17 protein-coding genes are annotated in these 26114 nt (G+C 69.9%); 7 read left to right on the forward strand and 10 right to left on the reverse strand.

Features of this window, described 5'->3' with window-relative positions:
* The 3 genes from ACWCPF_RS05275 to ACWCPF_RS05285 form a co-directional block, all read right to left on the reverse strand.
* Positions 1–1860, reverse strand: a complete 1860-nt coding sequence (locus tag ACWCPF_RS05275; RefSeq protein WP_451043853.1) for a CDP-alcohol phosphatidyltransferase — start codon at positions 1858–1860, stop codon at positions 1–3.
* A gap of 1015 nt (positions 1861–2875) precedes the next feature.
* Positions 2876–4825 carry an amylo-alpha-1,6-glucosidase gene (locus ACWCPF_RS05280; RefSeq protein WP_451043599.1) on the reverse strand — a complete coding sequence of 650 codons (1950 nt, stop codon included), beginning with the start codon at positions 4823–4825 and terminating at the stop codon, positions 2876–2878.
* A complete protein-coding gene (locus ACWCPF_RS05285; RefSeq protein ID WP_451043600.1) occupies positions 4822–6246 on the reverse strand; it encodes an MGH1-like glycoside hydrolase domain-containing protein in 1425 nt (474 codons plus the stop codon). Before ACWCPF_RS05285 ends, ACWCPF_RS05280 begins: the two co-directional genes overlap by 4 nt.
* Before the next feature lie 120 nt (positions 6247–6366).
* Between ACWCPF_RS05285 and ACWCPF_RS05290 the strand changes: the two genes are divergently transcribed.
* From ACWCPF_RS05290 to ACWCPF_RS05315, 6 genes are all read left to right on the forward strand, one after another.
* On the forward strand, positions 6367–7665 hold the full coding sequence (locus tag ACWCPF_RS05290) for an ROK family protein (protein ID WP_451043601.1): 1299 nt from the start codon (positions 6367–6369) through the stop codon (positions 7663–7665).
* Between the two features lie 418 nt (positions 7666–8083).
* A complete protein-coding gene (ppdK, locus tag ACWCPF_RS05295; RefSeq protein WP_451043602.1) occupies positions 8084–10804 on the forward strand; it encodes a pyruvate, phosphate dikinase in 2721 nt (906 codons plus the stop codon).
* A gap of 939 nt (positions 10805–11743) precedes the next feature.
* Entirely contained in the window at positions 11744–13561 is a 1818-nt protein-coding gene (locus ACWCPF_RS05300) for an ABC transporter ATP-binding protein (protein WP_451043854.1), read from the forward strand.
* A gap of 292 nt (positions 13562–13853) precedes the next feature.
* Positions 13854–14273 carry a hypothetical protein gene (locus ACWCPF_RS05305; protein ID WP_451043603.1) on the forward strand — a complete coding sequence of 140 codons (420 nt, stop codon included), beginning with the start codon at positions 13854–13856 and terminating at the stop codon, positions 14271–14273.
* A gap of 24 nt (positions 14274–14297) precedes the next feature.
* Complete coding sequence (locus ACWCPF_RS05310; RefSeq protein ID WP_451043604.1) at positions 14298–15026, forward strand: ABC transporter ATP-binding protein; 729 nt, start codon at positions 14298–14300, stop codon at positions 15024–15026.
* Positions 15023–17317, forward strand: coding sequence for an FtsX-like permease family protein (locus ACWCPF_RS05315; protein ID WP_451043605.1), 2295 nt, complete (start codon positions 15023–15025; stop codon positions 17315–17317). Before ACWCPF_RS05310 ends, ACWCPF_RS05315 begins: the two co-directional genes overlap by 4 nt.
* A gap of 82 nt (positions 17318–17399) precedes the next feature.
* Here the strand turns inward: ACWCPF_RS05315 and ACWCPF_RS05320 are convergent, their stop codons facing one another.
* The 5 genes from ACWCPF_RS05320 to ACWCPF_RS05340 all read right to left on the reverse strand — a co-directional run bounded on the left by ACWCPF_RS05320 (position 17400) and on the right by ACWCPF_RS05340 (position 21872).
* On the reverse strand, positions 17400–18404 hold the full coding sequence (locus ACWCPF_RS05320) for an alpha/beta hydrolase (protein WP_451043606.1): 1005 nt from the start codon (positions 18402–18404) through the stop codon (positions 17400–17402).
* A gap of 106 nt (positions 18405–18510) precedes the next feature.
* Positions 18511–18957, reverse strand: a complete 447-nt coding sequence (locus tag ACWCPF_RS05325) for an excalibur calcium-binding domain-containing protein (RefSeq protein WP_451043607.1) — start codon at positions 18955–18957, stop codon at positions 18511–18513.
* A 133-nt stretch (positions 18958–19090) separates the two neighbouring features.
* Positions 19091–19369: a hypothetical protein gene (locus ACWCPF_RS05330; protein ID WP_451043608.1), complete on the reverse strand. Its 279-nt coding sequence runs from the start codon at positions 19367–19369 to the stop codon at positions 19091–19093.
* 140 nt (positions 19370–19509) lie between these two features.
* Entirely contained in the window at positions 19510–20460 is a 951-nt protein-coding gene (locus ACWCPF_RS05335) for an SMP-30/gluconolactonase/LRE family protein (RefSeq protein WP_451043609.1), read from the reverse strand.
* Between the two features lie 254 nt (positions 20461–20714).
* Complete coding sequence (locus ACWCPF_RS05340; protein ID WP_451043610.1) at positions 20715–21872, reverse strand: alkaline phosphatase PhoX; 1158 nt, start codon at positions 21870–21872, stop codon at positions 20715–20717.
* 262 nt (positions 21873–22134) lie between these two features.
* Between ACWCPF_RS05340 and ACWCPF_RS05345 the strand changes: the two genes are divergently transcribed.
* Complete coding sequence (locus tag ACWCPF_RS05345; protein WP_451043611.1) at positions 22135–23088, forward strand: oxidoreductase; 954 nt, start codon at positions 22135–22137, stop codon at positions 23086–23088.
* Between the two features lie 117 nt (positions 23089–23205).
* Here the strand turns inward: ACWCPF_RS05345 and ACWCPF_RS05350 are convergent, their stop codons facing one another.
* Together ACWCPF_RS05350 and ACWCPF_RS05355 are read right to left on the reverse strand one after the other, a co-directional pair.
* Entirely contained in the window at positions 23206–25080 is a 1875-nt protein-coding gene (locus ACWCPF_RS05350; protein WP_451043855.1) for a SulP family inorganic anion transporter, read from the reverse strand.
* 380 nt (positions 25081–25460) lie between these two features.
* A complete protein-coding gene (locus tag ACWCPF_RS05355; RefSeq protein ID WP_451043612.1) occupies positions 25461–26066 on the reverse strand; it encodes a carbonic anhydrase in 606 nt (201 codons plus the stop codon).
* Positions 26067–26114: the final 48 nt, after the last annotated feature.

Below are 26114 nucleotides of genomic sequence, written 5' to 3' on the forward strand. Positions count from 1 at the left end.
TCAGCCCTTGGAGGGGTGCGGGGTCGAGCCGTAGGCCGTGAGGAACTTGTCGCGGAACAGGTTCATCTTCCAGACCGGGGCGTTCTTCGCCGGCTTCAGGCCGTCCGTCCAGTTCCAGGCCGCGATCTTGTCGAGGACCTTCGGGTCCTTGGCGACGATCGAGATCGGCACGTCCCGGCTGGCGCTGTCGCCGCTGACCCGGGTGATGGGCTGGTGGTCGCCGAGGAACACCAGGACGGTGTCGTCGGTGCCGTAGCGCTCCATCCACTGGGTCAGCGCGGTCACCGAGTACTCGATGGACTTGCCGTACTCCACCTTGGACTCGGCGCTGTCGGAGATGACGTCGGACGCCTTCTTGCCCGCCTTCTGGATGCCGTCGAAGATCGAGCCGTCGCCGAGGTCGTCCCAGCCGACCATCGTCGGGATCGGCGCCCAGGGCTGGTGGCTGGAGGTCAGGATGATCTCCGACATCAGCGGCTTGTCGCGGTTCGCGCGGCCGTGCTCCAGCCGCTGGAACGCCTCCAGCGCGTACTGGTCGGGCATGGTCGACCAGCTGAACTTCGGCCCCTGGTACCCCAGTCGGAAAGCGTTGTACACCGTGTCCAGGCCGTAGTACTCCTGCTCCGGCCAGCCCTTCTGCACACCCGGCATGATCCCGACCGTGTCCCACGCGCCGGTCTTCTGGAACGCCTTGGTCAGCGACAGGTGGTCGCTGGCCATCACCGTGCGGTAGCGCTGCTGGTTGTCGACCCACAGACCGGAGAGGGTCGTGGAGTGGCCGAGCCAGCTGCTGCCGCCGAACGTCGCCGACGTCAGCCAGCCGCTCTTCGCGTGGAAGCCGGCCTTCGTCAGGGCCTCGGTGCTCGTCGCGAGGGTCCGATCGACGCCCGGTGCCATGACCGGGTCCTCGATGGCGCTGCGGCCGTAGCTCTCGATGAACGTGAAGATGACGTCCTTGCCGCGCAGATCCGGCACGAGCTGGTCGGCCGGGGTCGCCCCGAACGCGTCGTTGCGGGCCTCCTTGCCGAACGCGGCCTCGTCCTTCAGCGTCTGCCGCACCTGCCGGGCCTTGTTGGCGAGCGCGTCCGCGGTCCGGTACGAGGCGACCGGCACGCCCGAGTTCTGCAGGCCGACGACGGAGCAGGTGACCCAGACCGTGGCGGCGATGAGCGTCGCCCGGGTCGCCGTCTGCGGGTTGAGCATCATCAGCTTGCTGACCCGGACCGTCGCCAGGGCCATGACCGCGAACAGCAGCCCGACGAGCACGACGAGGCCGACGGCGGCGGCGACGGCCGTCGCCCCGCCCATCGAGTCCGCGATGTAGGACTGGGCGTCGTCCAGCAGACCCCAGTCCAGGACGAGGTTGAAATCGCGGCCCAGGTATTCGACGAACCCCATGTCGAGCAGATTCAGCACGGTCAGCGCCCCGAGGAGGACCCCGCTCAGCGCCGCGACCACCATCCGCGGGCGGCGGCGCAGCGCCAGCAGCACGGCCGCCCCGAGGATCGCCTCCGCGGGCAGCCGCGTGAACCGGTTGGGATGGAGCCCGCCCATCCGGTTCGGCAGCAGCAGCGCGGTGAGCACGAGGGCCAGCGACAGGGCCGTCACCGTCCACCACAGCGCCTGCGCGGCACGCGGATGCCGACCGCGCCAGGAACGCCGATACGCGACACGCGCCTTGAACCCCCGCCTGCCACCGCCCCCGGCATCCGAGGTCTCGGCGGCCGCCTCCGGGTCGGCGGCTTGGTTGTCCGCAGCCGCCTCCGCCCCGACGACCGAGGTCTCCGCAACCCCGCCCGAGTCGGCGCCCGAGGCCTGAGCGGCCGTCCCCGACGCGACGGCAGTGATCTCCGCGGCCATGCCCGGGTCGGCGACCGGGGCCCCAGCGGCCGCTTCCGGGTCGGCGGCGGGGTTCTCCGCATCCGCCCCCGAGCCGTCGGCCGGGCTTTCAGCGGCTGTCTCCGATATGTCGGCCGTGCTTTCCGCGACCGCGCCCGGGCCGGCGACCGCGGCCTGAGTCGCTGTCTCCGACCCGGCGGCCAGGTTCTCGCCAGCCGTGTCCGAGCCGGCATCCGGGGTCTCTGCGGTCGTCTCCGGGTCGGCGGCCTGGTTGTCCGCAGCGGCCTCCGAGCCGCCGGCCGGGGTTTCAGCGGCTGTCTCCGAGCTGTCGGCCGGGGTCTCTGCGGCTGTCTCCGACGCGTCGGCCGTGGTCGCCGTGACCGTGCCCGGGTCGACGACCGGGGCCACAGCGGCCGTCTCCGACGCGACGGCCGGGTTGTCCGCAGCGGCCTCCGAGCTGCCGGCCGGGGTTTCAGCGGCTGTCTCCGAGCTGTCGGCCGGGGTCTCTGCGGCTGTCTCCGACGCGTCGGCCGTGGTCGCCGTGACCGTGCCCGGGTCGACGACCGCGGCCTCAGCGGTCGTCTCCGGGTCGGCGGCCTGGTTGTCCGCAGCGGCCTCCGAGCCGCCGGCCGGGGTTTCAGCGGCTGTCTCCGAGCTGTCGGCCGGGGTCTCTGCGGCTGTCTTCGACGCGGCGGCCTGGTTGTGCGCAGCCGTGCCAGGGGCGGCGATCGAGGCCTCAGCGGCCGCTTCCAGGGCGGCGGCCGGGTTCTCCGGGGCGGTCGTTTCTGATGTGACGGTCTGCGTGGCGTCGTTCTCGGGTGAAGCGGGTTCTCTCGATGCAGGCGGCTGGGATGAGCGAGTGGAGACAGGCACCCGAGGGTCCTTCCGTACGAAGCCCGGCGGTTCGGCGGATCCGACGTCGGTCGGATCCGCCACAGTTTCGTACGGCCTGCCCCCGGCCCGCGTTCAGCCCCCTCCGCCTACGCTCGGCAAACACCGTGCAAACGGCACGCCAAGCGCCCCGACCGGGGTGGCGTCACCCGCCCCCGACCGCCGTGAGCAGCGCCAACGGGGCCGCCGCCGACCGGGACTCCCGTACGCACGCGTGCGGGTACGGTACCGGCTTCGCGTGCGTGTCACGGCCGTAGCCCGCGAGGACCTCGGGCAGCCGGTGACCGGTCGCGGTCGCCGCGTCGACCAGCCCGTGGGCGACCGCACGGGCCTCGTCGTGCAGCCCGTACCGGGCCAGGCCGAGCGTGATCAGCGCGTTGTCGTGCGGCCAGACCGAGCCGCGATGGTAGGAGAGCGGGTGGTACGCCGGCTGCCCGGCCGCCAGCGTGCGCACGCCCCAGCCGGAGAAGAAGTCCGGTTCGAGGAGCCGCCGGCCGACGATCTCCGCGTACTCCTTGTCCAGCAGCCCCGACCAGAGCAGGTGCCCGGCGTCCGAGGCCAGCGCGTCGACCTGGCGGCCCTCGCCGTCCAGGGCGAGCGCCGGGAAGGACCGCTCCCGCATCCAGAAGTCCCGCTGGAACCGGTCCCGCAGATCGGCGGCCGCCTGTTCCAGCAGCGCCGCGTACTTCTCGTCCTCCCACACCGTGCGCGCCAGCCACGCCGTGCGGCGCAGCGCGTCGTAGGCGTACCCCTGGGCCCCCGCCGCCATCACCGCCCCGGTCGCGCGGGTGCCGTCCGCGGAGCAGATGGCGCCGGGGGAGTCCTTCCAGTTCTGGTTGGCGAGGCCGCCCTGGTCGGCCCGGTAGACCAGGTAGCCGCGGGAGGTCAGTCCGCCGTGGTCGAGCATCCAGCCGATCGCCGCGCGGGCGTTCGGCTCCAGCCGGCGGGCCAGCGCCGTGTCGCCGGTCTGCTCGACGTACGCGCCGAGGACGACGAGGAACAGCGGGGTCGCGTCCACCGAGCCGTAGTAGCGGGCGAACGGCACCTGCCCGAAGTGGGCGAGCTCCCCGTGCCGCACCTCGTGCACGATCTTGCCGGGCTGCGACACCGCCCGCGGCCCGGTCTCCGTCGCCTGGGTCGCGGCGAGCGCGAGGAGCGTGGCGGCGGCCGGGCCGGGGCGGTACGGGAGCGCGAAGAGCGAGGTGAGCAGGGCGTCGCGACCCAGCAGCGTGAGGAACCAGGGGGCGCCCGCCGCCGGGACGCGCAACTCCTCGTCCTCCGGTCCGCGGGCGATCACTCGGAGTGACGAAAGGTCGGCGAGACCGCGCGCGCAGGCGGACGCCAGTTCGGGCCAGCCGGTCGGAAGGGCGATGCCCTTCACGAACTCGGCCTCCTGCGCAAGTAACTTTTCGGCCAATGCGGACGGCGAGCGCGGCACGCGCAACGCACGTTTCTCGCCATGCGGTCGGGCCATCACCCGCAGGGTCAGCTCGGCGGAGCCGTGCGGCTCCAACTCCAGCTTCCAGACGAGCCGACGGGCCCCGGTGCCGGTCTCCTCGACGCCGTCCGGCACCGGGTCGGCCGTCACCGTCGTACAGGACTGCCACTCGCCGCGCCGGTAGGTGAACTCCACGCCGTCGTCCATGACCTGGCGACGGCGGACGACCCCGGTCTTCGCGTACGTCCGGTGGTCGGAGCGCAGTTCGAACTGGTCGGTGAAGTCCGCGTCGGCGGTGACCGCGAGGCGGACCGTGGTCGGCACCGGGCGGTTGCTGACGAGCCGCAGCGACTCCACGAACGAGCTGTCGCCGACGGCCTGCTCCCGGAAGAGCGTGCAGGACGGCGGCTCGTTGCGGCCGCCGCGCGGGACGAGCACGCACCGCGTGGTGTCCCCGTCCGCGACCGGCGAGAGCGCCTCCGGCACGGCCCCGTCGACCGTCAGCTGCCAGCGGCTCAGGTGCCGGGCGTCCCGGACGAACAACCCCTCGGGGGATCCGGCGGCCGAGCCGGAGCCTCGTACGCCGCTGATGTCTCCGCGGTCGCCCACGGCGGCGAACGTCCCGCCGTGCACGAGCAGATGATGCCGGTCCGTCATCCCAGGTCCCCTCCCTTGGTACCCGTGCCTGACATTTCTTCTCGCTGGATCAGGTCTTTCTGGTGGATCAGGTCGAGCGTGAGCGCGGCGGTCCAGCTGAAGCCGGTCGCGCCGCAGGCCTCGCCGGTGTACGGGTCGACGTACTCCGCGAACTCCGAGCTGTCCGCGATGTCGAGGACGGCCCGGCGCAGCCCGTCCGCGGCGGACCGCTCCCCGTGCAGCCGCAGCCCCCGTTCGAGCAGCCAACTCGTGTTGAACCAGGCCGGCCCGCGCCAGTAGCGATGCGGGTCGAAGGCCTCGCCGAGCAGGTCGTAGCTGGGCACGAGACGCGTCGCGCCGCCGAGCCCGAAGTGCGGCCCGCGCAGGGTCGCCACCAGCCCGCCGACCACCTCCCGCGGCAGCCCGGGCAGCAGCAGCGGCACCAGCCCGGACACCCCGCGCTCGGGGACCAGGCCGCCGTCGCGCACGTCCCGGCAGAAGAACATGCCCTCCGCCGGGTCCCACAGGCGTTCCACCAGCGCCGCCGTCAGGCGTTCCGCGCGGGCGTGGCGGGCCGTGGCCGTCGCGCCGAGTTCGCGCGCGATCCGGGCGAGGGCGTGCTCGGAGGCGATGAGCAGCGCGTTGAAGGCGGGATCCTCGACGGCGAACTCCCCGCCCCCGTCGGCATACCCGCCGTCCCGGTACTCCGTCGCCAGGCGCACGTACCGCCCGTAGTCCAGATCCGTCGGACGGTCCTCGGCAGCCCCGTGGTCGAGGTCCGCCCGACGGAAGGAGCGGGCCGGGGCCGGGGTGACCCGGCCGAGCGGGGCGTCCCAGCTCGGCGCGTTGTCCATGCCCTGTTCCCACGGGTGGACGACGGACGCCAGCCCGCCCCCGCCCAGGTCCCGCCGGTGCAGCAGATAGCGGTGCCAGGCGGCCAGCCGGGGATACACCCGGGCGAGGAAGCCACGCGCGCGTGACAGCCCCGGGTCGGCGCGATGCACCAGCCAGGCCGCCAGCGCGTGCACCGGTGGCTGCACGATGCCGGAGGTCTGTACGGTGCGCGGGGCGCCCGCAGCGCGCCCCGCGGTCGAGGAGCGCCAGAAATCGGGGCTCGGGAAGTACGCGTCGAGCGGCACGGAGGGGTTGAAGACGATGTGCGGGATGCGCCCGTCGCCCCACTGGGCGGCCAGCAGCGTCTCCAGCTCGGTCTGCGCCCGGCGCGGCGAGACGTGCCGCAGCCCGATGGCGATGAACGCGGAGTCCCAGGACCATTGGTGGGGGTACAGCCGGCGCGAGGGCACCGTCGACGTTCCCGTCCAGTTGCCCGCCAGCACGTCCGCCGCTCGGACGTGCAGCGCCCCCCAGGGCGGCGGAGCCGTCGGATCGTATACGGCGATATCCGCCGCCGGACGGACGATGAGCTGGGCGGTGCGATCCACTCGGGGCTCCCCGAAGACGACTGGGCCACCGGGTTCGGCGGTGGCTACCGTAGGGTTACGTCTATTTAACACGCAAAACTCAATATGTAATGCAAGCTTGAGAAACACAAGGGGGTGCGCATGACTGGGCGTCCGGGACGGACCGGCAGGACGGTCGGCAAGGCGGGCAGTCAGGCGAGCGCCGGAGATCTCCTGGAACTCGTGCGCACGGGACGGGCGACGACGCGCGGCGCCCTCCAGCAGGCGACCGGCCTCTCCCGGGCGACCGTCGGCCAGCGGCTGGACCGGCTCTTCCGCGCGGGTTGGCTGCGCGAGGGCGCCGGCGGCCCGGTCGACTCGCCGCTGGGCGGCCGGCCCTCGATCACCCTGGAATTCGACGACGCCCACGCGGTCGTCCTCGCGGCGGACCTCGACACGCGCCACGCGCGCGCGGCCGTGCTGTCGCTGACCGGGGAGATCCTGGCCGAGCACGGCGGCACGCTGGTCATCGAGGACGGCCCCGAAGCCGTCCTGGGCGAACTGGGCGGCTGGTTCGCCGAACTCCTGGAGAAGGCGGGCCACCGGGCGGACGAGGTCTGCGGCATAGGAGTCGCCGTCCCCGGCCCGGTCGACAGCCAGACGGGCCGGGTCGTCCAGCCACCGATCATGCCCGGCTGGGACGGCTACGACATACGCGGCCGCTTGGCGCGAGCATTCGCCGAGCGGACGGCAGGGACGGGTGCGGCGGCCGGGACGGGTGCGGCGGGCGCGGCGGGTGCGCCCGCAGGGGTTCCCGTCTCCACCCCTGTCCCCGTCTTCGTCGACAACGACGCGAACCTCATGGCCTACGGCGAGCAGCGCACCGGATACCCCGACTGCTCGGCGTTCGTGCTGGTCAAGGTGTCCACCGGCATCGGCGCCGGGGTCGTGGTCGACGGCTCGGTCTTCCGGGGCGTCGACGGCGGCGCGGGCGACATCGGGCATATCCGGGTGGGCGCGGACGCGCTGTGCCGCTGCGGCTCCTACGGGTGTCTGGCCGCGGTCGCCAGCGGTGGCGCGGTGGCGCGCCGGCTCGCCGAGACGGGCCTGCCGACGGCCTCCGGCTCGGATGTGCGCGATCTGCTCGCCGCCGGGCACCCCGGGGCGGCCGCGCTGGCCCGGGAGGCGGGCCGCCAGGTCGGGGACGTCCTCGCCACGGTGGTGACGCTGCTCAACCCCGGAGTGCTGATGATCGCCGGAGATCTGGCCGGAACGGCCTTCCTCACGGGCGTGCGCGAGCTGCTCTATCAGCGGGCGCTGCCCCGCTCCACCGCCCATCTGGACGTCGTGACCTCGCGGCTGGGGGAGCGTGCGGGCCTGGTGGGAGCGGGTGCGATGGTCGTGGAGCACCTGTACGCGCCGGAGCGGGTCGAGGAGCGGTTGCTGGCACTGGGGGTGTGAGCGACCTTGTAAGGGAGGTGTTTCTCCCCTGTGTCGCGTCCGCATGGTGGAATCCGTCGGCTTCGCACGGCGTGATTCTCGCCACCCCTGAGGGGCGTAATGCTCAGATGAGCGGGTCGTTGATCGAATGCACTTCTCCAAGGGGTGGCACTGGGTGCCACCCCTTGATCGTTCATCGATCGAAATCAGGCGTGGCGCTCTGCGCTCATATGAGCGATGATGGGGTGGGGTGAGAGGTGGATGCGTTCAAGAAGTGAAAACATCCGCGGCTGTGCGCTTGCCAAGCTTTGACTTTCGATCCGCTGGCGGACGGCTGGTTACAAGCACATGACGCACGAGTAGACGTACCCAGACGCCTTTGATCTGGGTATGTTCCTCGGCGTCAGGGCAGCCACCGCGTCCTCGAGGAGTCGAGATCGTGTCGGAAAACAAAGATTCCCACGTAGCGAAGTTCGTTTACGACTTCACCGAGGGCAACAAGGACCTCAAGGACATCCTCGGTGGCAAGGGCGCGAACCTCGCCGAGATGACCAACCTGGGCCTTCCCGTCCCTCCGGGCTTCACGATCACCACCGACGCCTGCAAGGTCTACCTCGACAGCGGCGAGGCGCCGACGGCACTGCGTGACGAGGTGAGTGCGCACCTCGACGCGCTGGAGCAGCGGATGGGCAAGAAGCTGGGCCAGGCCGACGACCCCCTCCTCGTCTCCGTCCGCTCCGGCGCGAAGTTCTCCATGCCGGGCATGATGGACACCGTCCTGAACATCGGCCTCTCCGACAAGTCGGTCCAGGGCCTGGCCAGGCAGGCCGGCGACGACCGTTTCGCGTGGGACTCCTACCGCCGGCTGATCCAGATGTTCGGCAAGACCGTCCTCGGCGTGGACGGCGAGCTCTTCGAGGACGCGCTGGAGGCGGCGAAGACCGCGAAGAAGGTCGCCGTCGACACCGAGCTGGAGGCGGCCGACCTCAAGAAGCTGGTCACGCGCTTCAAGAAGATCGTCAAGGCCGAGGCCGGCCGGGACTTCCCGCAGGACCCGCGCGAGCAGATGGACCTCGCCATCAGGGCCGTCTTCGACTCCTGGAACACCGACCGCGCCAAGCTCTACCGCCGCCAGGAGCGCATCCCGGGCGACCTGGGCACGGCCGTCAACGTCTGCTCGATGGTCTTCGGCAACCTGGGCCCCGACTCCGGCACGGGCGTCGCCTTCACCCGCGACCCCGCCTCCGGCCACCAGGGCGTCTACGGCGACTACCTGCAGAACGCCCAGGGCGAGGACGTCGTCGCGGGCATCCGCAACACCGTCCCGCTCGCCGAGCTGGAGCAGATCGACAAGAAGTCCTACGACCAGCTGCTCGGCATCATGGAGACGCTGGAGAACCACTACAAGGACCTCTGCGACATCGAGTTCACCATCGAGCGCGGCCAGCTGTGGATGCTCCAGACCCGCGTGGGCAAGCGCACCGCGGGCGCGGCCTTCCGCATCGCCACCCAGCTCGTCGACCAGGGCCTGATCGACGAGACGGAGGCGCTCCAGCGGGTCACGGGAGCCCAGCTCGCGCAGCTGATGTTCCCCCGCTTCGACGAGGACGCCAAGGTCGAGAAGGTCGGCCGGGGCATCGCGGCCTCGCCGGGCGCGGCCGTCGGCAAGGCGGTGTTCGACTCCTACACCGCCGTGAAGTGGTCTCGCTCGGGCGAGAAGGTCATCCTGGTCCGCCGCGAGACCAACCCCGACGACCTCGACGGCATGATCGCGGCCGAGGGCATCCTCACCTCCCGCGGCGGCAAGACCTCCCACGCGGCCGTCGTCGCCCGCGGCATGGGCAAGACGTGCGTGTGCGGCGCGGAGGAGCTGGAGGTCGACACCAAACGCCGCCGGATGACGGTGCCGGGCGGCCATGTGGTGGAGGAGGGCGACGTCATCTCCATCGACGGCTCGTCCGGCAAGGTCTACCTGGGCGAGGTCCCGGTCGTCCCGTCCCCCGTGGTCGAGTACTTCGAGGGCCGGATGCACGCGGGCGCCGACGACGCCGACGAGCTGGTCGAGGCCGTCCACCGCATCATGGCCTTCGCCGACCGCAAGCGCCGGCTGCGGGTGCGCGCGAACGCCGACAACGCCGAGGACGCGCTGCGCGCCCGCCGCTTCGGCGCGCAGGGCATCGGCCTGTGCCGCACCGAGCACATGTTCCTCGGCGACCGCCGTGAGCTGGTCGAACGCCTGATCCTGGCGGACACGGAGGTGGAGCGCGAGGAGTCCCTGCGGCAGCTGCTGCCGCTCCAGAAGAAGGACTTCATCGAACTCTTCGAGGCCATGGACGGCCTCCCGGTGACGGTCCGGCTGCTGGACCCGCCGCTGCACGAGTTCCTCCCCGACATCACCGAGCTCTCGGTCCGGGTGGCGCTCGCGGAGTCCCGCGAGGAGTCCCACGAGAACGACCTCCGACTGCTCCAGGCGGTGCACCGGCTGCACGAGCAGAACCCGATGCTGGGCCTGCGCGGCGTACGGCTGGGCCTCGTCATCCCCGGTCTGTTCACGATGCAGGTCCGCGCCATCGCGGAGGCGGCGGCGGAACGCCGCAACGCCAAGGGCGACCCGCGCGCCGAGATCATGATCCCGCTGGTCGGCACCGTCCAGGAGCTGGAGATCGTTCGCGAGGAGGCCGACCAGGTCATCGCGGAGGTCGAGGCGGCGACGGGCGTCGCGCTGAAGCTGGCGATCGGCACGATGATCGAGCTGCCCCGGGCCGCCCTGACGGCCGGCCAGATCGCGGAGGCCGCGGAGTTCTTCTCCTTCGGCACGAACGACCTGACCCAGACGGTGTGGGGCTTCAGCCGCGACGACGTGGAGGCCTCGTTCTTCACGGCCTACCTGGAGAAGGGCATCTTCGGCGTCTCCCCGTTCGAGACGATCGACCGGGACGGCGTCGGCTCGCTGGTCAAGGCGGCTGCCGAGGCGGGCCGGGCGACCCGCCCCGACCTCAAGCTCGGCGTCTGCGGCGAGCACGGCGGCGACCCGGAGTCCGTGCACTTCTTCCACGAGGTGGGCCTGGACTACGTCTCCTGCTCCCCGTTCCGGATCCCGGTGGCCCGTCTGGAAGCGGGCCGGGCGGCGACGCAGTCGACGGGAAGCGACCACCGCTGAGCGCGCGTTGACCGGGCTTTGACCCCGGAGCCGCCGTCGGTCCCCGACCCTCACCGATCGGCGACGGCTCCGGCGCACCAAGGAGGACGGCACCCTGTGCGGGGGTGCCGTCCTCTTGCTGTCGGCGTCGGCGTCGGCGTCGCTGTTGCTGTCGGTGGGCTTGTTTCTGCTGGTCAATGGGGCTCACTTAATAAATACCAAGGTAAAGACAAGGTTTTCACAGCATTCTTTCCGGCATTGAATTCTGAGTTCTCTCTTCGGGTCGTCGTATCCCGTGTTAAGTTCTTTCTCATCGGGCGGAGGGATCGCCCAGGGTGACGACCCTGATCCCCCCTCGGCCGTGCGGAATTCCCGAATTCCCCCTTCCCGTGCAGATACTGGAATCTCAGAAGGAGTCGTCATGAGCTTCAGGGTGATTGCGCCGCTTACCCCCCGCCGGAACGCCGCCACGGACCCCAACGCGAATGCGAACCCGAACCCCGGCCAGGTTCCCCCGCCCCCGCAGCAGGGACGCCGTCGCCGTCCGCGACCCGGTGAGGCCGCGCCTCAGCAGCCCGGCTTCTGAGCCGGCTCCTGAGTGGAAGATCCCAGGTGAAAGGGGAGGGCCGGCGGGGTTCCGCCGGCCCTCCCGCCAGTGATGGGAGAAATATGGGCGCGCGTAAGAAGAGTTCAGGGGCTGGTTTTCCCCGGCATATTCCGCCGGGACTGGAACTTTCCGACTACGGTCAACCGATTGTCAGGGAGACAGCATCCGCGGCCGTTGTCGAAGATTACGAGGTCTTCGACGGATACGAGGTCTTCGACGGATGCGAGGTGGTGGACGACCTCGAAGAAAATCCGGCACCCCGGGAGCCAATCCCTTATAAAGAGGCCCCGTCCGCTTCCGAGACCACCACCCCTGTCCTCTCCCCGCGTGTGGCGTTCCGCCGTTTCTGGCCGATGACGAAGGGGCTGCGCCGCTGGCTCGTGGGTGTGTGGCTGTGCACGGTGCTGGGCGCGCTGGCGGAGACCGCCGCCATTCTGCTCTTCGGCGACCTCACCGACAATGCGCTGCAAAGGGGTTCACTGGACGCCTTCTGGACCCCCGCGGCGCAGTGGCTCGGCATCGCGATCGTGGGCGCGGCCATCGGCTACGCGGGCGGCTCCCTCTCCGTGTGGGTGTCGGAGCGGTTCGTGATGCGGCTGCGCGAGCGCGTCTTCGACCATGTGCAGAAACTTCCCCCGCACTTCTTCCAGAAGCACCGCCAGGGCGATCTGCTGTCCCGGCTGACGGGCGACGTCGAGGCCATCGAGCAGATGGCGGTGTCGGGCCTGATCGGCACGGCGTCAGCCCTCTTCAGTGCGGTGTTCTACGCGGCGGCCGCGTTCTGGCTGCGCTGGGACCTGGCCGCGGCGACCTTCATCCTGGCCCCGCTGTTCTGGCTGGCCGCCCGAAGGTTCGCCGACGGCGTCCGGTCGGTGGCCCGGGAGGGCAGGGTGGCGGACGGAGCGGTCACGTCCGTGGTGGAGGAATCCCTGGGCAACCTGGTCCTGACGCAGGCCTACGGCCGGCAGGACGCCGAGCGTCGCCGGCTGAGCCAGGAGGCGACGGCCTGGTTCCGCGCGGCCGTCCGCTCGGCCCGCCTCAACCAGGCGTACGGGCAGTTGGTACAGGTCATCGAGACGATCTGCGTACTGGCCGTGATCGGCATCGGCGTCTGGGAGATTTCGCGGGGCCAGATGACCCTGGGCCAACTACTGGCGTTCGCAGCCCTGTTGAGCTACCTCTACCCCCCGATCCGCAGCCTGGCCCAACTGGGACTGCTGATCACCGCGGCCACCGCGGGCGCGGAACGACTGGTCGAGATCCTGGACGCCAGGCCGGCGGTGACAGACCCGACGGGCGCGGAACACAGCGACCACGGTCGCCCCGACGGCATCGTCGAGTTGCGAGACGTCTCCTTCCGCTACCCGGGCGCGCAGACCCAGACCCTGGCGGAACTGACCTTCACCGCACACCCCGGGGAACTGGTGATCATCACGGGCCCGAGCGGCGCGGGCAAGTCCACGGTCTCCAAGCTGCTCCTGCGCTTCTACGACGCCGACTCCGGCGCGATCCTCCTGGACGGCACCCCGCTGCACGACTTCCCTCTGGCGCGGTTGCGCGAGTACGTGACGCTGCTGCCGCAGGAGACGCTGGTCCTGCACGACACGGTCCGCGCGAACATCGCCTGCGGCCGCCCCGGCGCGAGCGACCACGCGATCGAGGAGGCGGCACGGTCGGCCGACGCACACGAGTTCATCACGGCACTCCCCGACGGCTACGACACCAGGGTCGACCCCAACTCCGCCCGCCTGTCCGGCGGCCAACTGCAACGCCTGGCCATAGCCCGAGCAGTGCTGCGCGACGCCCCGGTCCTGGTCCTGGACGAACCGACCACCGGCCTCGACGCGATAGCCACCCGCCGCATCGTGGAACCCCTCCGCCGCCTGATGGCAGGCCGCACGACCATCATGATCACCCACGACCTCAACCTGGCCCCGGACGCGGACCGCATCCTCGTCATAGACCAGGGCCGAATAGCAGAAACAGGCACCCACAAGGAACTACTCGCCTGGGGCGGTGTGTACGCCCACTTGCATGGCTCGCAGAACGTGGGGGCCGGGGAGACGGGCGGCATGTGGGACGCAGGCGGCATGGAAGAGGCATACGCCTACGCCCAGGCCGAATGGACCGACGTGTGGCCCGGCGGCGTGGGCAGCCAAGTGGGCGGCTGAACGGTTTCCGTCGCTAATAGCGGTGGCATGGTGGCCGATTGACAGAGGTTCCACTACGTCGCTCCCCGTGCGCTGGGCCCGACCTTGACCAGACCGACGGTGGGCTCCTGCGCAGCGCGATGGGGCGGCACCCTGTGTAGCTGTGCTGTCTCCCTCTGTTTTCGGTGACGTGGCTGGAAGTCGATCACCTGATGTGGTGGTGGTTCGTGACTGAAGGTTTCGCCTTGTGTTCAATCCATTACCTTCTGTGATGCCGAAGGCTGTCGGGCCTTCGGTTTCAGGAGGGTGAAGCATGAAGAAAGTACTGGCTGGCGTGGCGGCAGCAGCGGCGTTGCTGGCGGGAGCCGGGACGGCGCTGGGCGCTGGGGACTGGCGCGGCATGCCGTTGCTGAAGTCCGGAGGCGTTCGCTTCCTGGAGGGTGAGTATCGCTTCAATCCTGCAGGCCGGAACCACGGTGCCTTCGAGTGGAAAGGACAACTGAAGGACGCTGACACTGAAGACGGCCACAACGTGTACATGCTGGTACGCATCGAAGGCCACGACTGGGTGCGCTACAACGGCAAGCAGCGGAAGACCGTCTCCCTGCACCACTCGAACTGGGACGGTGCGCAGCGCTATACCAACGACGCAGAGATCAGGGCATGTCGCGACCGCGGCAGTCTGCATCCGGACAACTGCTCCGAAATTAAGCATTACTCGAGCGGTCGCTAGAGCCTTCTGAGCTGCTGAGCCCAGATGTCTGCATCTGGGCTCCCTCTCGTCAATAGGGGAACCATCATCAACACGTCAGAAGTCCTGACCGCCAAAGGTGTCGACCTGTTCTATGGTGAGACGCCCGCTGTCAGGAACGCCGACATCGGCCTGCGTCGTGGCGAAGTCGCAGCAGTTACAGGGCAGAGTGGCTCCGGGAAGTCCTCGTTGCTCTACTGCCTCGCCGGTGTCCTGCCGGTGGCATGCGGTGAAGTTCGGTTCGAGGGGCGCGTCCTTGGCGAACTGGACGACGAGGAACTCAGTGCCCTGCGCCGTGAGCGCTTCGGTTTTGTTTTCCAATACGGGGAACTCCTACCGGAGTTGACCGTAGAGGAGAACACTGCCCTGCCTCTACGTTTGGCCGGGCAGCGTAAAGCCGCGGCGCTGACTGCTGCCGGGGAGGTTCTGGGGCGGCTGGGTCTAGCCGACCTTCGCCAGCGACGTCCTTCGCAGGTGTCCGGAGGCCAGAGTCAACGCGTCGCTGTCGCACGGGCGTTGGTGCATCGGCCGGCAGTGGTGTTCGCCGACGAGCCGACGGGATCGCTCGACAGCGCCAACGCCGCTGCTGTGCTGGAGGAGTTCCTGACCCTCGCGCGTTCTCAGGGGACGGCCGTAGTTCTCGTCACGCATGACGCTCAAGTGGCCTCCCGGGCCGACAGCCAGTATGCGATGCGCGACGGAGTTCTCTCGGCCCTGGCGCGGGAGACGACATGAAAGAACTCTTGCTGGGCCTGCGTCTGTTGTTGGGCAGTGGGCGGGGCAACCGTGTGCGTTTCTTCCTCATGGCCGGAGGCAGCGCTGTCGGTGTGTGTTGCCTTGCCATGGTGCTTGCGATTCCGGGAATCCTGGCCGCGCAGGATGGGCGCAAGGCGGCGCGTGAGGGAGATTGTTCTGGCGGTCGCAGGGCCTGTAGCGGTCACAACAGAGCCGCCCCGCTCGAACTCGGATTGACAGACCCATACGGCTCTCGCCCAATGACCCGCATCTTTCACGCGCCAGGGACCAAAGCGGTCGAGCCCCCGCCGGGTCTGCATGAGTTGCCTGCTCCGGGCGAGGTGTTTGTATCGCCACAGCTACATGACGAACTCAAGAAGGAGCCGGGACTCGCCCAGCTTGTGCCGGGACGGGAACGGGGACTCATCGGCGCCCAAGGACTGGCGCATCCCGATGAGCTGTACGCATACATTGGCGTTGCTCGGGATCAGTTGAGGGGTGGGTCTCCTGTGACGTTTTACGGGTGGCCCTATACAACCGATGAAACGGTGGAACCTTCAACGCTGGACATCGTGCGGTTCACGCTTGCAGGTGTCGTGCTGCTACCGCTGGCCGTCTATCTGTCCGTGTGCGCGCGGTTGTCGGCTGCGGCGCGGGCTCGTCGGCTTGCCGCTCTGCGCCTGGTCGGGCTGAGCAAGAGGGGCGTTCAGCGCGTCAACGCGGCCGAGACGGTCACTGCGGCATTGATCGGGGCGGTACTCGGCCTGGGTATCTACGCAGCCGCGAACCAACTCATCTCCCGCATCGGCCTTCCCGGATTCCGTTGGTATCCATCCGACGGCTCGCTGTCCCTGTCCACTGCCCTCATTTGCCTGATCGGTTGCCCGGCACTCGCGTGGTTCGCTGGAGCCATCGGAGCCAGGAAGGCTGCGACGAACCCGCTGGCTGTGAGGCGCAGCGCGGTTGAGAAACCACCCGCGAAATGGGGCTTGCTCCCGCTCCTGCCTGGACTGGGCATCGTTGCCGGGTACTGCGTAGCAGGTGCGACGGGGCACGCACCTCGGGATACGTCACTCTCGTCGATCCTGATGCCGCTCGCGGTAGTCCTCGTCGGCGTAGGGCTCGTACTGTCACTCCCGATTCTCTCCCGGGGCCTGTCCCGGGCAGTTGCGCGCAGCAGTCGCTCCCTGCCTCTCAGCTTGGCAATGAGGCGCAACGAGGTGGAACCGGGCGGGGCTCTTAGGGTTGCGACTGGGCTGGTGCTATTGGTCTACGCGGCTTCACTCGTGCAAGGAGTTCTCATCGAATTGGACCAGGTTTCCAAGAACACGTCACCTGTCCAGTCGTACACACTCTCGCTGGATGGCATTTCCCAAGAGCGGCAACGGGCGCTCGAGTCGGTGGCGGGTGTCCGTGGGCATGGATTGGTGGCGGCGTCGTGGAGTGATCGGAACGCTGAATTTCCGCCAGTAATCTACGCCGTGATTGCTACGTGTGGCCAGCTTCGCGGGATGGTACCTGAAATGGGGCGATGCGCCGAAGGCAGACCTTTCCGCGTAGTGAACCCTCAGGAGCCCTACGACGAGGACAGTAAGCCTGGTGCGAGCTTTCCGTTCCATCTCATGAACGAGAAGGGCGGGCGACGTGTGATGACTCTGCGAGTGCCGAAGCAACAGGTGATCTTCCATGATCAAACAGGGATCTCTGTGCTGAGTAGTGGCGATGTGGTTGTCCCGCCCTCTTTCCTGCCTGACGGCTTCCGACCTCAGGAAGCCACCCTCGTCTTGGTCAGCAGTTCGGCACCTGAGACCGTCCGTGCGGTCCTTGACGACATCGGCGGAGTCGATCCGACTGCAAAGGTGGATACCCCCGGCGTAGTGGTCACCGCGCTGCAGCAGATTGCCGTCGTCAAGACGATCCTCGCCATGGGTATGGTTCTCGGCCTCATCATCGGAGTGGCGGCCTATCTTGTGGCTGCCACCGACCGGGCGTTCGAGCGCAGACCGCAGGTAACCGCGCTCTCTTTGCTCGGTATGCGGCCCCGTATGTTGAGGACTGTGCAGGTGGCACAGGTCGTGCTGCCCTTGGCCGTCGGGTTGGTGTTGGCTGTCGTTGCCGGGAAGGCCGCCGAGTCCGGTTACCTCGTTACCGGTGGTGGTGCGATCTTCTGGGACGGGGCCGGTGTGCCGTTGCTGTTGGCCTGCGCGCTTGCGACTGTGCTGATCGCTGCGGTCGGGTCCTTGCCGCTGGTCGGGCGGCGGATCGACCCCGAGTTGATCCGGCGGGATTGATGCCTTGAAGTTGCATCTGGAAGGGCGGTGCCCCGTGGGGTGCCGCCCTTCCGCGCTGCGGCGATCCCGAGCGGCGAGAGGTTCATGGGGTCACGGTAGTGAGGGAGGTCAGCCAGGTGGTGAGGAGGTGGTTGGTTTGGGTGGGGTGTTCCTGTTGGAGCCAGTGGCCGCAGTCTTCGAGGATGTGGGAGGCCGTCAGGCCGGGGAGGGTGTGGGAGTGGGCCTTGATCGCGGCGGCCAGCCAGGTGGTGGAGGCGTCCAGGTTGCCGGTGAGGAAGAGGGACGGTTGGGTTATCGGGGCGTTGGTGTAGTCGGTGAGGTCTTTCCAGTCCTGGTCCATGTTTCGGTAGCGGTTCAGGGCTCCGGTCATGCCGGTTCGCTCGAACTCCTCGGCGTAGACGTCCAGGTCTTGTTCGGTCAGCCAGGTGGGGAGCGCGTCGGTGGGGAAGCGGTCGCGCAGGGTTCCGCCGGTGGTGACGAAGTGGGGGCTCGGGGCGGACGGCGGCGGCATCGTGTCGGCGGACAGGGCGGCGTAGAAGCCGGCCAGCCAGCCTCGTACGTCGGGCTCGATCTCCGCCTCGGCTCGGCCGGGTTCCTGGAAGTAGGAGACGTAGAATTTCTCCTTTGCACCTGATGCGTTCATCTTTGCGAAGATCTCGCTCGGCTTCGGGCCGCCCGGTGGGGTGTACGGGACGCTCAGCAGTCCCACAGCCCCGAAGACCTCCGGGTGGAGGAGCGCGGAGTGGGCCGCGATCGTCGCGCCCCAGTCGTGGCCGACGATCGTCGCGGAACGCTCGCCCAGGGCGTGTATGACCGCGACGTTGTCCGCCACCAGTTCCAGCATCCGGTACGCGTCCGCGGCGTCGGGCTTGGAGGAGCGGCCGTAGCCGCGGACGTCCACGGCTACCGCGCGGTATCCCGCGGCGGCCAGGGCCGGCAGCTGGTGGCGCCAGGAGTACCAGCACTCCGGGAAGCCGTGCACGAGCAGGACCAGCGGCCCCTCGCCCTGTTCCACCACGTGGATTCGGCCCGCGGGCGAGGGCAGCAGTCGGTGTTTCGCGGCGTCGCTCGTCGGCTGTTGCGGCATCGGTCCTCCAGGACTCGGGGACTTCGAGCATGCTGGGACCGGTGCTGCTCCCGCGAGTCTTGTTGCCGGTTCGGCAAAGTGCCCGGCCAGGCGTCTGGAGCGTTTGTTATTCGCAGCCGGTTCCGTCGCCGTCGCGGTCCAGGTGGCGGCCGTAGCCCGGGTCGCCTGCGTGTACGGGGGCGGCTCCGGCCGCGCGGGCGGCCGTGCAGTTTTCGTAGTACTCGCTTCCGGAGTCGGCGGCCGGGTCGTCGTTCGCGGCCGCCGCTTTCTCCGTCACCGTCACCTTTACCGTCTTTGTTGCCGTTGCGGTCACCGTTGCCGTCGCTGTCTTCGTGGCTGCCGGTTCCGGTACTGCCGTCTCCGTCGTCGTGGTCGTCACGGTCACCGTCGGCTGGGGGTCGGCCGACGTCGGTTTCGCTTCCGCCTTCGTGCCGTCGTCGGAGCCGCCGACGCCCATGCCCAGGAACAGCGCCAGGGCGAGGGCGGGCAGGACGTATCTCTTGCGGGCCCATCGGGGGGTGGGGTTCGGGGCGGTGGTGTACGGGTTGGTCATGGTGTCCCCCCAGGGTGTCGAGTGATGTGAGGGGACGACGGTATTGCCGTTTTGTAGGTGGTGTATGCGGTGTGGCTGTTCCGTGACTTTTCTGTGTGCATCGGCCGGGTTGGGGGCCGGGGTCGTCATTCCGTCACCGTGGGCGGGAGGGGCATGCCGAGGTGCGGGGGTGGAGGGTGCCGCGGCCGGGGGCTCTCAGGGACCTGCGGTAGCGGTCGAGGGCGCGTGCTGTTGCGCCGGCGAAGAGGTGGTGGCCGCCGCTCTTCTGCTCCACGTGGTGGATCGCGAGGCTGGTGCGTGCGGACAGGCCGGGGATGCGTTCCGGCTCGGGGATCTCGCGGGTGCGCGGGCGGGTGTCGGCGCTCTCGCGGGTGCGCAGGGCGCGCAACGCGCCGGGGCGGTTACGCGGCATCTGCCTTTCGGCAGACGGAGACGGAGACGGAGGCGGAGGCGGAGGTGCCCGTGGTCGTCTTTGTCATTCGTTCATCATGGCAGGGGGGGGCGGCACCCGGTGCTCTCAAGTGCCGTCCCCGTGCGGCTTGTCGGGTCTCGTCAGAGGGAGACGGCCACCGCCGTGAACGTCGTCTCCGGCAGTTGCGGGCTGGTGAAGCGTGCGTTGACCAGGTAGAGGCGGTCGCCGTAGCGGGCGGCCGTGGTCGGGACGTCGAAGCCCGGGTCGGTGATCGTCCGGGTCAGGGTGGCGGTCGTCGCCGTGCGGTCCAGGGCCCAGACGCTGATCAGGTTCAGCCGGTTCTGGACGACGTACAGCGTGCGGCCGATGCGGTAGAGGCCGTCGCCGTTCACGACGTCGGCTGCGCCGACCAGCGTGATCTTCTTGGCGTACCCCGTCTTGACGTCGACGTTGTACAGCTCGCCCGGCGTGCTCTTGACGACGATCAGCCCGCGGCCGTCCGGCGTGCCGACGATCCCGTTGGCGTTGTTCACGTTGGGGAGTTGCACCCAGTCGCCGGTGAGGGGGAGGGTGCGGATGTCGGCACCGCCCCGGCCGCGCCTGACGCTGTACAGCGCCGCGGCCCGGGAGTCGGTGAACCAGGCGCGGTCGCCGAGCAGCGTCACGTCGTTGATGAAGTGGCCTGCGGTGTCAGTGAGTTGATGGGTTGTCAGCAGACTGCCCGTGCGGGAGTCGATCACTCGCGCCACGCCTGTGCTGCCCGCCACGTACAGCAGGCCGTCGTGGTCGATCTTCAGGCCGACGGCGATCTGGCCGGTGCCGCCTGCGTACACGACAGTGCCCTCGCCGGTGCGCAGGTCGGTGCGGTAGATGCCGCCGTTGGCGCGGGAGCCCTGGTAGGCGTACGGCTTGCGGCCGATGGCGATGCCCTCGGGGAGCCAGCCGTCGGGGAGGGGGTACTCCGCCGGCCAAGTCGCCTCAGGAGTACCGGACTTCGCTGTTGCCGGCGTCGTCGTCAAGGTGAGGGCCGCCAGGGATGCGGCGGCGCCGCCGAGGACTGCTCGGCGGGACGGAGCGGGGGTGGCGTTCATGGTTACGGGCCTCCGGGAGTGGGGTTCGGGCGGCGAACGGCGTAACACTGATGACTGTGGTCCCACTGGGTATGGCTTTACTTCCAGTTTGGACTTCGTTGGCCAGTAACGAGTCGCCGCCTGACCGTGTTCCACCCTTTTGCTGTCAGGTTCCTTTCAATCCTGTCCGCCCCGCCAACCCCGCCAACCCCGCCAACCCCGCCCGCCCCACGCCCCCACGCCCCCATGCCCCCCCACTGGCCCCGCCAGTCCCGTCAGGCTCGGAAGGGACCCCGCACCTCGTACGTGATCCCGCCCGACGAGCTGCCGCTCGTGCCGCGCTGGCTGGAGAAGTAGAGGCGGGTGCCGTCCGGAGAGAAGGCCGGGCCGGTGATCTCCGACGCCGACTGGCCGTCCACGCGGAGGAAGGGGGCGACCACGTCGTCCGGGGTGATCACGCAGATCTCCAGGTTGCCGCCGTCCTCCGCCACGAACAGATCGCCGGAGGCGGAGCCGGTGACGTTGTCGACCCCGGTGAGGGGGGCCGTGCCGGACGTCACGAGGGAGTCGTCGTAGGCGAGTTCGATCGTCTGGGCCGCCGCGTTGTACTGCCAGACCCGGTTGTCGCCCTTGGTCGTGAACCAGCAGGTGTCGTTCGCGTAGTAACAGCCCTCGCCGCCGTTGAAGCGCTTGGCGCCGGAGACCTGGTTGCGGGTGGCGGAGGCGCCGGTGGGGTCGGGGACTCTGGTCCAGGTCACCGGGCCGCTGGTGGCCGTGCCGGCGACCATGACCTCCAGGGTGCCGGCGGACAGGTTGCCCCAGGTCGTCGGGCGGAAACGGTAGAAACAGCCGTTCGTCTCGTCCTCCGTCAGGTAGATCACCTGACGGACCGGGTCGGCCGCCGCCGCCTCGTGTTTGAAGCGGCCCATCGCATCCCGGCGCACCGCCGCCGTCACACCCCAGGGGTCTGTTTCGTAAACGTATCCACGGTCCACCTCCTCGCAGGACAGCCAGGTGTTCCACGGGGTCTTCCCGCCCGCGCAGTTCTGGCGGGTCGAGGAGAGGATGCGGTACGCGCCCGTGATCGCCCCGGCCGCCGAGAACCTCACCGCGCTCGCGCCGCCGGACGGGTTGATCTCCGAGTTGGAGACATAGATCCAGCCTGTGCCGTCCACGTAGCACGCGCCGCCGTCGGGGGCGTTGTGCCAGGTGTACGACGTCCGGGACACGGTCTGGCCGGAGCGGGCGATCACCCGGCTGGTGAAGCCGGAGGGGAGACGGATGCCGTTGGCGTCCGCGGCGCCGAGGGCGCCGTACGGGCCCGTGCCGGGCTGGGCGGGGGCCGCGTAGGCGGCGCCGCGCCAGAGGGTTCCGCCGAGTACGGCGGAGGAGCCGCCGATCGCGGCCGTACGCAGGAAGGTACGACGTTCCACGCTCACTCCCGGGGATGGTGTGGGTGAACCGGCCCGTACGCCGGTCCCGGCGACGGGTGGTGGAGCAGGGTCGTGCGGGCCACACAGCGTGTGCTGCAGGTCGTGTGCTGTAGGTCGTGCGCTGCCGAACGCTAGGAGCGCAGGGTAGCTGTGTGATGGCTGTGTCGTGGACATGTCGTGGCGGGTGGATGCGAGATGGGTTGCGGAGCGACGGGCCGGGCGCCGTCGTAGGCTGCCGGGGAGTGGTGGAAGGAGCACGGCCATGGCCGGCTGGAGTGTGCGCGACATCCCTGATCAGAGCGGCCGCAACGCCGTCGTCACCGGGGCCAACAGCGGGCTCGGGTACGTCACCGCGCGCGAGCTCGCCCGGAAGGGGGCGCGGGTCCTGCTCGCCTGCCGGAGCGAGGCGCGGGGGCGGGCGGCCGTCGAGCGGCTGCGCGGTGAAGTGCCCGGCGGCGACGTGGAGTTGGGGCTGCTCGACCTCGGGGAGCTGGCCTCCGTGAGGGAGTTCGCGGGCTCGCTGCCGTACGAGCGGCTCGATCTGCTCGTCAACAACGCCGGTGTGATGGCGATGCCGTACGGCACCACCGCCGACGGGTTCGAGACGCAGTTCGGGGTGAATCACCTCGGGCACTTCGCCCTCACCGGGCTGCTGCTGCCCGCGCTGCTCGCCGCCGCGGAGGGGGGTCCCGCAGCCGGGTCGGACGGCGCGCGGGTGGTGACCGTGTCCAGCATGGCCCACCTGCTCGGCAACATCGATCTCCGCGATCTCAACTCCGAGCGACGGTACCGACGTTGGACCGCCTACGGCCGTTCCAAGACCGCCAATCTGCTCTTCACGCACGAGTTGGCGCGCAGGCTCGCGGCGGCCGGCTCCGACGTCGTCGCGGCGGCCGCGCACCCGGGGTACGCGGCGACCAACCTGCAGACGGCCGGGCCGCGAGCAGAGGGGCGCCGGGTCGCCGAGCGGCTGATGGCGCTCGGCAACCGGGTGATCGCCCAGCCTGCCGAGGCCGGCGCGCTGCCCGCCCTGTACGCGGCGACCGCGCCCGGCGTCCGCCCGGACTCGTTCACCGGGCCGTCCCTCGCGATGTGGCGCGGGGCGCCCGCACCCTCGCGGCGGGCTTCCTGGACCCTCGACGACCGGGCGGGGGAACGGCTGTGGAGCGCCTCCGAGCAGCTGACCGGGGTGGTGTACGAGGCCCTCAAGGCCTGAGGAGCGGTTCGGTTCGTCGCGTCAGATGGTGTCAGAGGGCCTCCGGCGTCCTTCTTCGGGGAGGGTGCGGAAGCGCGGGGCCCCGGGGGCCCTTGACCCGCGCCTGTCTCCCCTCGCCTACCGCTGCGCGTATTCCTCCGAGTACCCAGGCCCATACCCCTGGCCGTAGTTCTGTCCGAAGGCCTGGCCATAGTCCTGGCCGTAGCCCTCGTCATACCCCTGGCCGTATCCCTGGCCGCCGTACCCCCTTCCTGAGTCCTGCCCGTATCCCATGCTCGGGGCGAACTCCTCCGCGTACCTCTGGGCGAAGTCCTCCGGCATCGGGGTGGTGTCCAGGTAGAACCACTCGGCGGTGGGGCCGGGGCTGGTTGCGGAGGCGGAGGCGGAAGCGGTTGCCGGGGCCGGCTCGCGGCGGGGCAGCGGGTCGGTCTGTAGGGCCAGGTCGGGGGCCGGTGCCGTGTCCTCCGGTACGGGCAGGCGTTTCGCCGGGCCCGGCAGCAGGAGTTCCACCCGTAGGCCCTTGCCGCGCTGCTGGGCCGTGAACTCCTCCACCTGGCTGCGGCAGGCGTGGTCGAGGTGGGTCACGCCGGTGAGGTCGAGCCGGATCCGGGGCTTGCCGGCCTGCGCCGCGGTCTCCAGGGCCTCGATGACCTGGGGCAGCCGCAGGAACGTCGCGTTCCCGGCCATGACCACCTTCGCCGTGTCCTCCTCGAGGTGCTGCTTGATGACCGTCTGCGACATGCGCACCGCCGCCAGCACGATGCCCGCCGCGAGACCGATCAGGACGCCCTCCAGCAGGGCCGTCGCCACGATGACCAGCGTGGTGAGCGTCATGACCGCGAACTCGCCGCGGTCCTGCCGCCACATCTTCGGGAACTCCTCGGGCGCGAAGAGCTTCCAGCCGCTGTGGACGAGGACCCCCGCGAGGACCGAGATCGGGATCAGGGCCAGCACCTGGGGGAGGAGGATGGCGAAGGCCAGCAGCCACAGGCCGTGCAGCGTGCGGGAGAGCCGGGTCTTGGCGCCCGCCTGGACGTTCGCCGAGCTACGGGCCACCACCGCCGTGATGGGGAGCGCGCCGAGCAGGCCCGCGAGGGTGTTGCCGGCGCCCTGGGCGATCAGCTCGGGGTTGTAGCGGGTGCGCGGGCCGTCGTGCATACGGTCCACCGCGGCCGCCGTGAACAGGGACTCCGCGGAGGCGATCACCGTGAAGGTCAGGATCGCGGTGATGATCCCGGCGTCCGCCAGGCCGGCGAACTGCTCCGCGCCCGGCACGTCGACCGAGGCCAGCAGGTTGCCCACCTGGAGCGTCTTGATGTCGACGCCCGGCAGCGCGGCCACCCCGATGCCGATGCCCACCGCGACCAGCGCCGCGGGCACCTTCTTGACCGGTCCCGGCATCTTCTTCCACAGGAAGCTCAGGACGACCGTGACGATGCCCAGGCCGGCCGCGATCATCGCCTGCGGGTTGGCCAGCGTGTCCGTGATCAGGCCGGGGATGCCGGCCATGTTCTCCAGCGGGGTGCCCGGAGCCTTCGCGTCCATCGCCGGATACGCCTGGCCGAACATCAGCGGCAGGCCGATGCCCGCGAGCATGCCCTGGACGACGGCCAGGGAGATCGCCTGGAAGAACCGGCCCAGTCTCACCAGGCCGAGGACGATCTGCAGGATGCCGGAGAAGAACACGATCACGCCGAGCATCGCCACGCCGAACTCCAGCACGGTCTCCGCGACCAGCGCCGCGAGACCGGCGGCCGGGCCGCTCACCTGGAGCGTGCTGCCGCGCGCCGCGCCCACCACCAGGCCGCCGATGACGCCCGAGATGATGCCCAGTTCGGCGGGCACGCCCGAGGCGACGGCCACGCCGATGCACAGCGGGAGCGCCACCAGGAAGACGACGAGGGACGCGGTGATCTCGGTGGCCAGATCGACCTTCGGCCCCGAGGCCTTGGCAGCGCCGTTCGCAGCCGCCGCCTTCCCCATCGCCGCCATCGCCGCCTTCGCCGCCTTCTCCGTGGCCTGTGCGGCGGCGGCCTCTTCACCGGCTTGCCGTCCGGCCTCCCTGCCGTCTCGCGGGACGCGGGGTTCCCGCACGGGCGGCCGAGGCATCCGCGTCGTCCTACCCGCCCCAGCCGCCGCAGCTGCCCCAGCCGCTGGAGCTTCCGGAGGAGTAGGAGAAGTGGGAGAAGGCCTGGGCACCGAAGCAGGCACGGGGGGCGTCAGCGGCGGCGCGGAGAACGCGGACGACGGGGAGGGCATGGGCCGGCGCGGTGGGCCCGTCAGACCGGCCTCCTCGCCGAACGTGCGGCCCCTGCCGTCGCTGGCGTCGGAGCCCGGGCCCCACCCTCGGCCGTGCCGGGCGTGTGAGCCGCTCATGCCGCGTGCACCCGGAACAGGCCGTCGTCGTCCAGTTCGTGCACCTGGCCGGTGTCCACCTCGTAGTACCAGCCGTGCAGGCGCAGCCGACCCGAGTCGAGACGCCGTCGCGTCGCCGGGTAACTCCGCAGCACAGCCAGCTGGTTGACGACGTTCAGCTGGGCGACGTCCGGCATCGACGGGTCCTCGACGTGGCCGTCCAGGACCGGCGCCAGCCGGGGGCGGGCCAGTTGCAGCCAGGCGTCCACGCCGGGCAGACCGGAGAGGTCGTCGCCGGACTTGAGCGCGCCCATCGCACCGCAGTGGGAGTGGCCGCACACCACGATGTCCTGAACGCCGAGCACCTCCAGTGCGTACTCGATGGTGGCCGCCTCGCCCGAGGCGCCCGGTCGGCCGTGCGGCGGAACGATATTGCCTGCGTTTCGCAGCTCGAATATCTCGCCGGGCCGTGCGCCCGTTATCAGGGCTGGAATCACCCGCGAGTCGGAGCAGGTGATGAACAACGCCTCGGGATATTGGCCTTCCGCCAATCGTCGGTATTCGCCGCTTTCGAAGTCGACCCGCCGCTTGAACGAGCGGGCGCGGTCCAGCAGTGCCTTCACGGATCCTCCCAGTTCAGAGCTGGTCGGCATGGGGGTCCGACCAGTTCC

The organism is Streptomyces sp. NPDC001858, assembly GCF_053594615.1.

Coding starts and splice junctions, on each gene's coding strand:
- ACWCPF_RS05310 (WP_451043604.1), top strand. CDS start 14,298: ATGTCTGCATCTGGGCTCCCTCTCGTCAATAGGGGAACCATCATCAAC.
- ACWCPF_RS05280 (WP_451043599.1), bottom strand. CDS start 4,825: ATGACGGACCGGCATCATCTGCTCGTGCACGGCGGGACGTTCGCCGCC.
- ACWCPF_RS05320 (WP_451043606.1), bottom strand. CDS start 18,404: ATGCCGCAACAGCCGACGAGCGACGCCGCGAAACACCGACTGCTGCCC.
- ACWCPF_RS05290 (WP_451043601.1), top strand. CDS start 6,367: ATGACTGGGCGTCCGGGACGGACCGGCAGGACGGTCGGCAAGGCGGGC.
- ACWCPF_RS05300 (WP_451043854.1), top strand. CDS start 11,744: ATGACGAAGGGGCTGCGCCGCTGGCTCGTGGGTGTGTGGCTGTGCACG.
- ACWCPF_RS05350 (WP_451043855.1), bottom strand. CDS start 25,080: ATGGCGGCGATGGGGAAGGCGGCGGCTGCGAACGGCGCTGCCAAGGCC.
- ACWCPF_RS05345 (WP_451043611.1), top strand. CDS start 22,135: ATGGCCGGCTGGAGTGTGCGCGACATCCCTGATCAGAGCGGCCGCAAC.
- ACWCPF_RS05275 (WP_451043853.1), bottom strand. CDS start 1,860: ATGGCCGCGGAGATCACTGCCGTCGCGTCGGGGACGGCCGCTCAGGCC.
- ACWCPF_RS05315 (WP_451043605.1), top strand. CDS start 15,023: ATGAAAGAACTCTTGCTGGGCCTGCGTCTGTTGTTGGGCAGTGGGCGG.
- ACWCPF_RS05335 (WP_451043609.1), bottom strand. CDS start 20,460: ATGAACGCCACCCCCGCTCCGTCCCGCCGAGCAGTCCTCGGCGGCGCC.
- ACWCPF_RS05305 (WP_451043603.1), top strand. CDS start 13,854: ATGAAGAAAGTACTGGCTGGCGTGGCGGCAGCAGCGGCGTTGCTGGCG.
- ACWCPF_RS05330 (WP_451043608.1), bottom strand. CDS start 19,369: ATGCCGCGTAACCGCCCCGGCGCGTTGCGCGCCCTGCGCACCCGCGAG.
- ACWCPF_RS05325 (WP_451043607.1), bottom strand. CDS start 18,957: ATGACCAACCCGTACACCACCGCCCCGAACCCCACCCCCCGATGGGCC.